The organism is Mesorhizobium sp. CNPSo 4670 (assembly GCF_057784235.1).
In genome coordinates, this window is sequence record NZ_JBWJFQ010000017.1 from 1 (window position 1) to 12,416 (window position 12,416).

Genomic DNA, 12,416 nt, shown 5'->3' on the forward strand with positions numbered 1-12,416 from the left:
TGTCCTGTGTTCGACAGCGCAAGGCTCGCCGCTGCTTGGCGAGAACGCAGCCGCCCGCATTGCCCAACTCGTGGTCTTCGACGCGGTATTCGCGGCTGTCGCCCAGCGCGATCTTGCGGCGGCGGAGAGAAATCTCGCAGCTACTATGGGCGCGGTCACAAACAAACGGCGACAGACATGACAGACAAGCCCATCGTCGCCGTGGTTGGCAGCCTTCACTACGACATCATGATCGACGCCCCCGATCGCCCGCGCAAGGGCGAGACGGTGACCGGCTATGGCTGGCGGCCAAAATTTGGTGGCAAGGGGGGCAACCAGGCCGTTGCAGCGGCCATGGCCGGAGCGAGGGTCCGGTTCGTGGGCGCCGTGGGCGACGACGATTTCGGCCGGTTCCTGCTGGCCGCTCTGGAACGCGGTGACGTCGATATATCGAAAGTTGCGCGCCTTGCCGATACGGGCTCCGGTATGAGCGTCGCCATCTCAGATGCAGGAGGAGATTACGGCGCGGTGATCGTCTCCGGCGCGAACCTCAAGGTCGATCCCGACGCTGTGACGGAGACAGAGATATGGCGAGGCGCACGGGTACTGATCCTGCAGAATGAAATGCCTGAGGCCATCAATATCGCCGCTGCGCGCGCTGCACGGGCTGTTGGAACTGTCGTCTGCGTCAACGCCGCGCCCTATCGTCCAATGGAAGGCGAGTTCAAGGAGCTAATCGACGTTCTAATTGTCAACGCTATCGAGGCCGAACAGTTGTGCGGGGTTCCCGTCGCGAACCTTGCTGACGCTGCTTCGGCCGCGGAGGCCTTGTCGAAGTCGTTCGCATCGGTGATCGTGACCGCGGGTGGCGACGGCGTGGTTGGGGTGAAGCGTGGTGAGGCATTGGTTAGCCTACTTGCACTTCCCGTAGAACTGATAAGCACGCATGGTGCCGGGGACGTTTTCGTTGGCACATTGGCAGCAGGCTTGGCGACCGATCTTTCCTTCTCGGCCTCTATCGATGCTGCGAACCATGCCGCAGCACGTCACGTATCGGCGACGCCCCAGAGTCCCCAATAGGACAGCGGTCGCCGAGGCACTGCGCATTCGCTCTCGTCATGCCGGGCATGCGTGACCAGCGCGGCTCAAGCCCTTTGCAGAAGCGCCTCAAAGAACAAAGGGTGGTGAGGACTGCAGCCGAATCGGGTGGTAGAGATGGTACCTTGGAAGAGCGGGCACCAGCCCGCTAGCACTACTCGCATGCGCCCATCGGCGATGTATGGCCGAACAAGGTCCTTAGGGACATGGGCAAGACCGTGTCCGTCCAGCCCGCCTCGATGATCGGCAGCACGCTGTTGAACGTAAGCTGGTGCCGCCAGTGGTAGAGTTCTGAGCCGAAGCAACACCGCGCGAAAAGCCGACAAGCAAAGCCGGCCTTGCCGCCATTTGCGATCTGGATTGTTGCGGCTGTCGCGCTGGCTTGGTTTTTTGGCCTGCTCGAATTTCAATCTAACCCACTACCAAAATGCTGGTCCGCAACCCCTCCGCCGCTCGTTTACCTGTGCTGGCTTGATCCCCCGCGTACTTCAGACCCTGGCCCGCTGCTGAAAGGTGGCGGGCTTTTTGTGCGCGAGGCTGGAACTTGTCGATGAGCATGAAGTTTCCGATCCTGCTCGGCTTCCCTCGCCGAGCAGCCACCGCAGACATTCCCGCCATCGTTTCCCGGTGGCGGGCCTTTTGCGTTGGACAATCGCGCAACCAAACCAAGTTCAAGGACCGCGCCAGCGGGGGAATGGCCGGTGCGGCTGGGCTATTTTGGGATGCTGGCGGCCACACCGGCCACTGCGGGATCGGGCGTTTTTTTGGGATCGTCCCCCGCGCTGCCTAAGTTATGAGCATATTAGCAACTGCGCAACCAAGACTATCGGCGACACCAGGCCAAGCGGGACGTGGCACGGAACTTGCGGCGGCATCATCATATCAGGGAGGAGTGAAAAATGATGCGTCAAGATGGAACAACAGCAGCCCGAAAAAGGGCAATACGGCGCGTGCCAGAATGGCGTCTCAAGAAGAGAACGTTTGAGGTTCCGTACCTCATGAAGCTCGGCAACATCAGCCGCCAGGAAGCGCTGGCTTTGATCGCTAGCCATCGTGGAGACAGAGACGAAATCACTGCCGAACTGTTTTCGCGGAGAGGTCGATCACATTAGCTGTTCAAAACATGGGCGGCGTGGCGGATGATCGAAAGCGGTCCTAAGATTGTCTGCAATTCGTGCAGAGTGCCCCTTAGCAGTGTCAGTGAGCCGCAAGGTTCCGACCTCCTATCTTGCCCCAATTGCCGGATTTCCGACACATACGACAACGTCATGCTTGAACTTGGCCAACGCACAGCGGACGCACTTTTGCGCGCGATCTACCGACCTGTTCCCTCGAGGATCTATCGTTTCGCCCTTCTCTTTTCAGAAGGGGGACACCACCCCAAGCCGACAAGGTCGCTCCTGATGAGCACGACTAGTCACGAGGACCACCGGATGCGAATGCGGGTCAGGCGGAAGAAGGATGGTCCCTCCCGTGCCTAGTCGAGCTAGACGCCCGAAAGGCTTACGGCACAGGCCCGGTGAACCGCATCCCCGGACAACGCACGGGGCGGGATCGGGTACAACTTGTCCAAAGGGGAAGTCCAGAAGGCGCTACCCAGCCGACAAACCTGAGCGCAAAATAGGAATATGATCCTCGACAGGGCGGCATTTGATTTGACTCGCAAATCTCTTGGCAAGGAGTACGCTTTCCCGGCGATGCTAGCGGGGTATCCCTATGGTGATAGCTGTCGTCTCGGAATTGTGGCCTTACCCAGAGCGGCGCGCGGAATACGAGGCGTTGGCGAAGGAAATACGCCCGCTACTTGAAGCTGTTGATGGCTTCATATCGGCAGAGCGGTTTGAGAGTTCCACAGAGCCAGGAAAGTACCTGTCCTTCTCACTCTGGCGCGACGAAGCTGCGTTGGCGTGCTGGCGCAATCTCGAAGAACATCGCGTTATTATGGCTAAGGGCCGTGGCGGCATACTCCGCGACTATCACATACGGGCGACCAGCGTCCTTTGGGATTATAGTTTGGAAAACCGCACAGAGGCACCTGCGGACTCGCGCGCATTGTATGGCTAGGCGCTACCCAAGGAGCTCGATAGCTTGGCCAAGAAGTACTCAAGTTTTCTGGAGCGATTGCTAGACTTGTAAGCAAAGCAACCACCGCCGCCTGTGGCGGAGGGGCTTTCGGACGCGGTAGCCACCTGAGCCTGGATCGACCGAGTGATGCCCCCACCACCCGTTCGACCACACCGCGTCCTTGTCATTCGCTTAGCATGCGGTGAGCGAGTGAGATATGTTTGCCGATGTAACTTACCGGTGAACAGGGAGCGAAACCAACCCCTCGGCCGCTCATTTACCTGTGCTGGCTTGTCCCCAGCACTTCAGACCCTTGGCCCGCTGCCGAAAGGTGGTGGGCATTCATATTAGATGCAACTAATTTTTAAATGCCACGTTTCCGCAGTTCGAAGCCCGTCACCTTTGCCCAAGGTGGCGGGCTTTTTGTCCAGGAGCGACGCGCCGTGGCAGCGGAACCAAAGCGGTCGCGACATGTTTACCCCGCGAAGGGCAACTCATTCTTTGGAGAATTCGAAATGAAAGTCATGATCCTGAGCGCGTTGGCACTCTGCTTGGCCGCGCCTACTTTGGCTTCAGCAGACGAAGCCATCGTCATCCAGACCCACCGACATCATCGCCATCACTGGAACGACAACAACAACGACGGTATGGTCATCTATCGGGACGGACATCGTCTCCATCACCGCCATCATGGCGAGCAGGCGTTTTACGACAATGGCCAGCGCGCCTGGCAGCGCCGGCATCACGGCGGCCGAGATGCGGTCGTCATCACGGGCTCGGTCGACCGCCCGATGCATCGGCATCGCCACGTCATCATCCAGCAGGACGACAACAACAACGACTACTGATCTTATCCTATGGCCCGGCTGCTCGATCGCGAGAGCCGGGTCATCTCATTCAATTTGCCTAAATTGTTCCGGAACCATTTTAGCGCATGCTAATTGAATCGCGGCTTGCGAGACAGTTCATGCGTTTGAAGTTCATCCCGCCGTTGATGCCGACCCTGCTGGAAAAGCCTCCCGAGGGCGACGGCTGGATTCATAAGGTCAAGTTCGACGGCTACCGGTCGCAGATCGTTCTGGAAGGCAATATCGTCCGCATCTTCACGCGCCGCGGTCTCGACTGGACGTCGGAGTATCGCGACCTAGTCGCCGCTGCCGCCTTGCTCGCATGCGCAAGGCCGGCTTTGATACGCATCAATCCATGCTTCAGCGCCAGGTTGACCAGATCAATGATGGCTGGCCTCATTGCCTTTTGGATGGCCGTCGATGCAATTTGGGGAACGGTCATACAGACGAATGAAACGCCTCGATACGACGCCGGCGCCAATACGACCGCTTGCTGCCTTAGCTTCAAAGCGGCGCCGCCGCCACATATGCCGCTGCGGACGTGATCGTGACGGTTGGCAGCTGAGTCGGGGCCCGCCGGTGATTGCGCGCGTGGGTCTTGAGCAGAATCAAATCACTCGCGGTATGCGCCGTACTATGTTTTGCTTAGGCCCGGGATGACGTTGAATGCGCATTGCAATCCTGTCTGATATCCATGCCAATCGTGAGGCTTTCGACGCGGTCCTGGAGGCTGTTCACGACGACGCTCCAGACGAGTTGGTCTTGCTCGGCGATCTGGTTGGCTACGGTCCTGACCCCATCCACGTGATCGAGAGGGCTGCTGATCTGACGGCGCAAGGCGCGCTATGCATTCTGGGCAACCACGACGAAGCAGTCGTGCTGAACCGGCGCGACATGACTGAGAATGCGCGGTTCGCCATCCAGTGGACCCGCGAACGGCTCGCGCCGGCACATGTGGATTTCCTGGCGCGACTACCGTTTTCGCTACAGTCTGAAAGCCGGTTCTATGTCCACGCCAGTGCGGAACGACCGGGTAAATGGCTCTACATACGCGACGTGGACGCAGCTGAACGCTGCCTGTCGGCAAGTGAAGCCAGCTTTGTTTTCTGCGGCCACACCCACATTCCCGCCATCTACTACGCGTTGCCGGACCGCCGACCGATACATTTTCAGCCACTGGACAATGTGGCAGCGCCTTTGTTCGAGCTGCGGCGGCACGTGGTAATTGCTGGGGCGGTCGGCCAACCGCGCGATGGCAACCCTGCGGCGTGCTTTGTTCTTGTTGACACGAAGCGACACGAGGCCACGATGGTTCGTGTTCCCTATGATCACGAAGAAACAACCCGCAAGATCCACGCGGCCGGCCTGCCTGGGTGGCTCGGCATGCGGCTGAAGATCGGTCGCTAGGCTTCAAGGAGACCTATTGATGCGACGGTTTGAGGCAGGCGCAGTCATTGATGGTTTCGAGCTGGTCGAAAAGCTCCCTTCCAGCGGCATGGCCTCGCTTTGGCGGGCGACCAACCCGCGGTACGATTTTCCGCTTGTGCTGAAGATCCCTTTTCTCGACCCGGGCGAGGATGTTTCCGTCATCCTCGGTTTCGAGGCGGAGGAGATGATCCTGAAACGCCTGTCGGGGCCACATGTGCCGCGTTTCGCGGCATCCGGCAGCCTTGCGCACGTTCCCTACATAGCCATGGAGTTCGTGGTCGGCACCGGTCTTGCAGATACAGTCGGCAACGCGCCACTGCCTGCGGACGAGGTAGCAAGGATCGGCACCGAGATCGCAACGGCGCTCGCCGCCCTGCACCGGCAGAAGGTCGTACATCTCGATCTGAAGCCCGAAAATATCATGCTCACCAAGCGTGGCGCGGTCTTGCTCGACTTCGGACTTGCCCGCCATGCACAGCTTCCCGATCTTCTCGGCGCGGAAAGCTCAGTGCCGATGGGCACAGCCGCCTATATTTCGCCCGAACAGGTGCTCGGCGAAAGATCCGATCGCGCAAGTGACCTGTTCGCGCTGGGGTGTATCCTCTATCAGCTGGCTACGGGTGAGGAGCCGTTCGGGCGGCCGGCGACTTTGGCGGGAATGAAGCGCAGGCTCTATCATGCGCCCAGGTTGCCGCGGGATATCAACGACGCCATACCGCGATGGCTGGAAGCCATCATTCTGAAATGTATGGAAGTTGACAGGTCTCAGCGATACACTGAGGCGTCACACATCCTGTCCGATCTGAGGAGCCCCGACCAGGTGGTCGTTGCCAAGCGCAAGCCCCGGGACGAGGGGATGTGGGCTGCGATCACCAGCCTGTTTCGCAAGAAGGATGACAGGTCGCTCGTGGGCAGGCCGAGTTCGACAAGGACACAGGCGGGACCGTCGATCGTTCTTGCCACAGTCGACCTGGCCAACGGCAGCGATGCGCTGGCGGGCGAGGTTCGCAACGAAACCGCCCGCGTGCTGGCCTCGCGTGAGGATTCGTGGCTGGCCTGCGTGACGGTCCTGAAGACCGAAATCATCGGCGAGACGCCGGCGACCGACGAAACAGGGCGCTTGGTCTATTTGAAGCGGCTCGTAGCTCTCAAGGATTGGGCCCATCCACTGCATATGCCGGAAGACCGCATCAGCTATCATGTGCTGGAGGCGGTCAGCCCCGCCGATGCGATCCTCAACTATGCACAGCACAATGACGTCGGACACATCGTTGTCGGGGCACGTGCGTCTTCCGCCATTCGCCGGCACCTAGGTAGCGTTTCGACCAAGGTGGTAGCGGAGGCGCTTTGCTCGGTTTCGGTGGTCCGATTGAAGGCAGTCGAGGAACAAGGGCGTCGGTGAGCCTCGGCGTGCAAGGATCCGCCGGGCCGCCGTCCTCAGTTTGATAGCAGTCGATTGCTTGCTTCCTGTTTCAGCAGGGAGCGTGTCATGCCTCCGAAGGCCCATTCCCCGATCCGGCTGTGGCCATAGCCGCCCGCAACCACAAGTCCTGCATCCATCGCACGGGCGAGTTCGGCAACGGCTTCGCAGGGGTCTGCATTGCCGACGCCTATAACCTCCGATCTTGCCTTGATCCCATGCCTCGCCAGAAACCGAACAACGTCTCCGGCACTTTCGCGCGCGTTTCTCTGGTCTTGTTCCTCGATCGTCGCCACGAGCACATGTTGTGCGCCTGTCAAGAAGGGCAATGCATCGCTGACTGCGCGCCGTGCCTCGCGCGTGTCCTTCCAGGCGACAAGAACATTCTTTGGGTTGAGCGGAGCAAGGTTTTCGGCCGCAATCAGTACCGGCCGGCCCGCCGAAAGCACCAAACTACCGGCATCGACGACACGGTGGCGATCGCTGGCGACGCCCTTTGCCGGCGCTCCTGTGACGATGAGGTCGGCGGCGCGGGCATGCATCGCGAGCAGACCTGTCGGGTCTCCGATATCCTCGCGCCAGCAAGCCCTGTCCCCGACAATGCGGAGGAATTCTTCCCGCATGATCTTTAGGCGATCCTCGATTTCCGCCCTGCGTTGACGCATTATCTCCGCCGCTGCAGCGGCGCCATTGTCTCCCGAAACAAACACATAGGCATCCGCCGCGGCGAAACCGATCAGCATGGCATCGAACCGTTGCGCCAATTCCTGGGCATAGAGCGTGCGCGGAGCCGCCGGAGAATCGACGTCCAGCTGAACAATAATGGTTTTGAAGATCATTTTTGATGCCTCCGAAGCTGCTTGTCGCATGGTCATTTGAGGTCCGATCAGGGAACGTCGTGATCGCCAGCCGCTCCGCCTGCCGCGGCGGCGCGACCGTCATCGTCATGGGCAGGGAGCGCTGGCCTGGAACCAGGTACCGAGTTCACCCCTGACAATTTCAACAGCGTCTTCGAGCCTGCCGATGGCTGCAAATCTGCCTGTTGCTTCAGTGAACTCGATTGCAGCGCTAACCTTCGGCCCCATCGATCCTGCCGGAAAGTCCCGTCCGGATATCTCCTTAGGAGTCACCCGCCGGAGCGCGCGAGCGCCAGCTGTTCCGTAGTCGACATAGACCGCATCGACATCGGTGAGCATCAGCAGCATGTCGGCCTTCAATTGACGCGCAAGAAGCGAGCTTGCCAGATCCTTGTCGATGACGGCCTCCACGCCGCAAAGACTGCCATCATCCCGGGCTATCACTGGAACACCGCCGCCGCCGGTGCAGATGACGATCACGCCGCGCTCGACGAGGAACGAGATCACTGAAGCTTCCAGGATCACCAGCGGCTTGGGCGAAGGCACGACGCGGCGCCATTTGTCGCCATCGGGCGCTATATACCAGTCGCGCTCGCTGGCAAGCCTATGTGCGGTTGCCTCATCGTAGACCGGGCCGATCGGCTTCGTCGGGTGAGCGAAAGCCGGATCGCGCGGATCGACCTTCACCTGTGTCAGCAGGGTCGCGAAAAGCCTGTCCTTGAGGAGGTTGCCGAGCTCCTGCTCAATGACGTAGCCGATCATCCCTGCGCTCTCGGCGCCAAGCACGTCGAGTGGAAAAGTGCGGCCATCCGAGGTTGCCGCTGCCTGCAGGGCCAGAAGTCCCACCTGCGGACCGTTGCCGTGTGTGACTACAATCGAATGCCCTTCGCTGACGAGTTTGGCCAGCACGGACGCAGCGCGCACGATGTTGACGCGCTGGTTCCCGGCCGTCATCGGTTCTCCACGGCGCAAGAGTGCGTTTCCGCCGAGCGCAACGACAATAAGCATCTCAGTTACCGATCGTGGCGACGAGCAGGGCCTTGATCGTGTGCATGCGGTTTTCGGCCTGGTCGAAGACGATCGAAGCCCCAGACTCGAACACCTCGTCGGTGACCTCCATGCAGTCGATGCCGTACTCCTTCGCGATGAAGGCGCCAATCTCGGTATCGGTGTCGTGGAACGCCGGCAGGCAATGCATGAATTTGACATGAGGGTTGCCTGCGGCCGCCATCACCTCCCTGGTGATGCGGTAGGGTGTCAAAAGACGAATACGCTCGGCCCAGCCCGATTTGTCCTCGCCCATCGACATCCATACGTCGGTGTAGATGAAATCAGCATCCTGCACGCACCCCGTCACGTCCTCGTCGAGCCGGAAGCGGCCGCCGCTACGCTGCGCCAGGTCCCGGATATGGGCGCAGAATTCCTCGTCCGGCCAAAGCTCCTTCGGTGAAGCGATGCGCATGTCGATGCCAACCTTGGCAGCTCCGAGTGCCAGCGACAGCGCGACATTGTCCCGACCCTCACCGACGAACGTGACGGTCATGTCCGAGAGATGCTTGTGCGTGAATTCACGCATGGTCATGAGGTCGGCGAGAATCTGCGTCGGATGCGCCTCGTCGGTGAGACCGTTGTAGACGGGCACGCCGGCATGCGCGGCAAGCAGTTCGCCCTGGTGTTGGCCAAAGCCGCGATATTCGATTGCGTCATACATTCGGCCGAGCACGCGGGCCGTGTCCTTCATGGATTCCTTGTGGCCGATATGGCTGCCGGTAGGGCCGAAATAAGTGACGTGAGCGCCCTGGTCATAGGCCGCTACTTCGAACCCGGTGCGTGTGCGCGTCGAATCCTTTTCGAAGATCAGAGCGATGTTCTTTCTGACAAGACGCGGGATCTCATGTCCGGCGAGCTTGGCGGCCTTGAGGTCGGCGGACAGTTTCAGAAGAAATCGGATCTCGTCGGCCGTGAGATCGTCCAGCGTGAGCACGGAGCGACCGTGGAGATTGATCGACATCGGGATTTCCTTTCGGTCAAATCGGGTCGCGGACGATGGGACAGGTCATGCAGTGACCGCCGCCACGGCCGCGGCTAAGTTCGGCGCCCTCGACCGTGATCACTTCAATTCCGGCACGGCGCAGCAGCGTGTTGGTGTAGACGTTACGGTCGTAGCCGATGACCACGCCGGGCTCGACCGCCACGACATTGTTGCCGTCATCCCATTGTTCGCGCTCGGCTTCGTAGCGGTCGCCACCGGTGGCAATGATCCGCAGCGATTTCAGTCCAAGGGCTTCGGCAACCACAGCCGTGAACGGTTTTGCCTCATCGGTGACCTCGACCACCGCCTCTCCATCGCACGGCCGCAGCGAGAAGGTGCGCAGCCGGTCGACCACCGGCGGATACAAGGTGACGAGGTCGCGATCGCAGAAGGTGAAGACGGTGTCGAGATGCATGAAACTGCGGTCCCGCGGCATCAACGCGGCAATCACGCGCGTCGCCTCGCCGGCGGCAAACAGGTTGCGCGCGAGGTCGCCCACGGCTTGCGGGGTGGTGCGCTCGCCCATGCCGACGAGGACCGTTCCATCCCCGATCGGCATGACATCGCCGCCTTCAAGGCTGGTGCCTGTGCCCAGGTCTGGCGACACGAAAGGAATACCGCTGTCGCGAAAGCGGGGATGGAAACGGTAGACGGCTTCGACATTGGCCGCTTCCGGGCGTCTGGCGGGCCAGTACATCGAATTGACGGAGACCGACCCGTAGATCCAGCAGGAACTGTCGCGGGTGAACAGCTGGTTTGGCAGTGGCGGCAGCACGAAATCCTGGGGGGCGAGCGTCCTTCCGGTCAGGCCTTTCGGCTCGAAAGGAAGCTCCGCCCTGGCAATGCCCCCGACAAGGTAAGACGAAAGCAGCTCTGACGGCATCTCGTTGAGCCAGCCGCGCAACTCGTCGACCATGTCGAGCCCGACGACTCCGGGATGAACCCGGCGGTCGAGAAGCCAGTCGCGGGCCTCGGCCAGGCTCATTGTCTGAGCCAGGAGTTCCCCGAAGGAATGCACCAGCACGCCGCGTTCGCGCAGCGCATCGACGAAGACATCGTGTTCCTGGCGGGCCCGCTTGACCCACAACACGTCGTCGAAGAGCAGCGCCTTGCAGTTTTCCGGTGTCAGCCTGCGCAGGCTTAGGTCAGGACGGTGGACCATGACCTCGCGCAGACGACCGACTTCGGAATGAACACCCAGCTTCGTCATCGAACCAATCCTTCAAAGCGGGCTAACGGCGCCGGTCCACATCTCGTAAACGGCGAGGGTGGCGACGGCGACGAGGGCTACGGCAAGTGCCGCTTCAACAGGATGGAACACGCGCTGATTGGATTCGCGGCGCGCCCAGACGTAGAAGATGATGCCGGGCGCATAGAGGATCGCGCACATGAACAGGTACGCCGGCCCGGCGGCATAGACGAGCCACAGCCCGTAGACCGTTGCCAGCAATCCGGCAAAAAGCGGCCCGACGCGCTGCTCGCCACCCTCGTAGCTCTCGCCGGTCAGCGCAAGCTTGGCCGCGTAGGCTCCGGAAAAGATGTAAGGAACCAGGATTGCGGCCGACGCAATGTAGAACAATGCCTGATACGTGCTCTGCGCGAAAAGCGTGATCACCAGGAAGGCCTGGACGAGCAGATTGGTGATTAGAAGCGAGATCGAGGGCACGCCGCGTTCGCTTTCGCGGCCGAAGAATTTCGGCATGGTGCCGTCCTTGGCGGCGGCATGCGGAATTTCGGCCGCAAGCAGCGTCCAACTGAGGAAGGCGCCAACCACCGACACCACGAGCGCGATGTTGATGAGGATAGCGCCCCAGGGGCCGACCACCGCCTCAAGCACACCGGCCATCGAGGGGTTCTTCAGCGCGGCGAGTTCGGGCTGGTTCAGGATCCCGAGCGACAGCAGCGACACCAGGGCGTAGAGCGCGAGACAGGTGAAGAAGCCGAGAACCGTCGCCGTGGCGATGTCCTTGCGGCGCTCGGCACGGCCGGAGAAGACGCTGGCCCCCTCGATGCCGATGAACACCCACAGCGTCACCAGCATCGTGCTTTTTACCTGCGCGGTGATCGAGCCGAGACTGGCGTTGCCCAGACCGTTGAAGTCGAGCGACCAGACCTGCAATTTGAAGGCGACGGCAACAACCCCGACGAACAGGACGATCGGAGCAATCTTTGCAACCGTGACGATGAGGTTCACAACAGCGGCCTGCCGGATGCCGGCGAGAACCAGGACGTGGATCAGCCACAGCAGGATCGATGCGCCGAGCACCGCCTGCCAGGTGTTTCCATCGCCAAAAGCCGGAAAGAAATAGGACAGGGCGCTGAACACGATCACTGCGTAGGAAACGTTGCCGACCCAGGCGCTGATCCAGTAGCCCCAGGCGCTGTTGAAGCCGATGAAGGGGCCGAAGCCGGCCTTGGCGTAAGCATAGGGCCCGGCATCGAGCTCGGGCTTGCGGGTAGCAAGCGACTGATAGACGAAAACCAGCGCCAGCATGCCGACCGCGGTGATGGCCCAGCCAATCAGGATTGCGAGGGGACCAGCACCGGCCGCCATGTTCTGCGGGAGGCTGAACACGCCGGAGCCGACCATGGAACCGATCACCAATGCGGTCAGGGAACCCAGTCGAAGTTTCGTTGGCGCGGCGGTCGCGACTTTCGGTACAGGGATGTTGAAATCAGCCGTAGTCATG

Annotated in this window: 12 protein-coding genes and 1 pseudogene; 8 read left to right on the plus strand and 5 right to left on the minus strand. The window is 60.8% G+C overall.

Annotated features, from left to right (window positions below; translation table 11 throughout):
• From AC0ZT5_RS24585 to AC0ZT5_RS24620, 8 genes and pseudogenes are all read left to right on the plus strand, one after another.
• A pseudogene (locus AC0ZT5_RS24585) lies at nucleotides 1–181 on the plus strand (MurR/RpiR family transcriptional regulator); the annotation flags it as partial.
• A complete protein-coding gene (locus AC0ZT5_RS24590; RefSeq protein ID WP_488498545.1) occupies nucleotides 178–1,059 on the plus strand; it encodes a PfkB family carbohydrate kinase in 882 nt (293 codons plus the stop codon). The pseudogene AC0ZT5_RS24585 and the gene AC0ZT5_RS24590, both read left to right, overlap by 4 nt.
• Before the next feature lie 568 nt (nucleotides 1,060–1,627).
• Nucleotides 1,628–1,867 (plus strand): hypothetical protein, encoded by a 240-nt coding sequence (locus tag AC0ZT5_RS24595; protein ID WP_488498546.1) that lies wholly within the window; start codon nucleotides 1,628–1,630, stop codon nucleotides 1,865–1,867.
• A gap of 926 nt (nucleotides 1,868–2,793) precedes the next feature.
• Nucleotides 2,794–3,141, plus strand: a complete 348-nt coding sequence (locus AC0ZT5_RS24600) for an antibiotic biosynthesis monooxygenase family protein (RefSeq protein WP_488498547.1) — start codon at nucleotides 2,794–2,796, stop codon at nucleotides 3,139–3,141.
• Nucleotides 3,142–3,656: 515 nt separating this feature from the next.
• Nucleotides 3,657–3,989 (plus strand): hypothetical protein, encoded by a 333-nt coding sequence (locus AC0ZT5_RS24605; RefSeq protein ID WP_488498548.1) that lies wholly within the window; start codon nucleotides 3,657–3,659, stop codon nucleotides 3,987–3,989.
• A gap of 125 nt (nucleotides 3,990–4,114) precedes the next feature.
• Nucleotides 4,115–4,534 carry a hypothetical protein gene (locus tag AC0ZT5_RS24610; RefSeq protein WP_488498549.1) on the plus strand — a complete coding sequence of 140 codons (420 nt, stop codon included), beginning with the start codon at nucleotides 4,115–4,117 and terminating at the stop codon, nucleotides 4,532–4,534.
• A gap of 121 nt (nucleotides 4,535–4,655) precedes the next feature.
• Complete coding sequence (locus AC0ZT5_RS24615) at nucleotides 4,656–5,396, plus strand: metallophosphoesterase family protein (protein ID WP_488498550.1); 741 nt, start codon at nucleotides 4,656–4,658, stop codon at nucleotides 5,394–5,396.
• A 19-nt stretch (nucleotides 5,397–5,415) separates the two neighbouring features.
• Nucleotides 5,416–6,819 carry a protein kinase domain-containing protein gene (locus AC0ZT5_RS24620; protein WP_488498551.1) on the plus strand — a complete coding sequence of 468 codons (1,404 nt, stop codon included), beginning with the start codon at nucleotides 5,416–5,418 and terminating at the stop codon, nucleotides 6,817–6,819.
• A 35-nt stretch (nucleotides 6,820–6,854) separates the two neighbouring features.
• Here AC0ZT5_RS24620 and AC0ZT5_RS24625 read toward each other — a convergent pair whose 3' ends face one another.
• The 5 genes from AC0ZT5_RS24625 to arcD all read right to left on the minus strand — a co-directional run bounded on the left by AC0ZT5_RS24625 (nucleotide 6,855) and on the right by arcD (nucleotide 12,415).
• Nucleotides 6,855–7,676 (minus strand): universal stress protein, encoded by an 822-nt coding sequence (locus AC0ZT5_RS24625; protein ID WP_488498552.1) that lies wholly within the window; start codon nucleotides 7,674–7,676, stop codon nucleotides 6,855–6,857.
• Nucleotides 7,677–7,781: 105 nt separating this feature from the next.
• Nucleotides 7,782–8,702: a carbamate kinase gene (gene arcC / locus AC0ZT5_RS24630; protein WP_488498553.1), complete on the minus strand. Its 921-nt coding sequence runs from the start codon at nucleotides 8,700–8,702 to the stop codon at nucleotides 7,782–7,784.
• A 1-nt stretch (nucleotide 8,703) separates the two neighbouring features.
• On the minus strand, nucleotides 8,704–9,705 hold the full coding sequence (gene argF / locus AC0ZT5_RS24635) for an ornithine carbamoyltransferase (protein ID WP_488498554.1): 1,002 nt from the start codon (nucleotides 9,703–9,705) through the stop codon (nucleotides 8,704–8,706).
• Nucleotides 9,706–9,721: 16 nt separating this feature from the next.
• Complete coding sequence (locus AC0ZT5_RS24640) at nucleotides 9,722–10,936, minus strand: arginine deiminase (RefSeq protein ID WP_488498555.1); 1,215 nt, start codon at nucleotides 10,934–10,936, stop codon at nucleotides 9,722–9,724.
• Between the two features lie 12 nt (nucleotides 10,937–10,948).
• Complete coding sequence (arcD, locus tag AC0ZT5_RS24645; protein ID WP_488498556.1) at nucleotides 10,949–12,415, minus strand: arginine-ornithine antiporter; 1,467 nt, start codon at nucleotides 12,413–12,415, stop codon at nucleotides 10,949–10,951.
• Nucleotide 12,416: the final 1 nt, after the last annotated feature.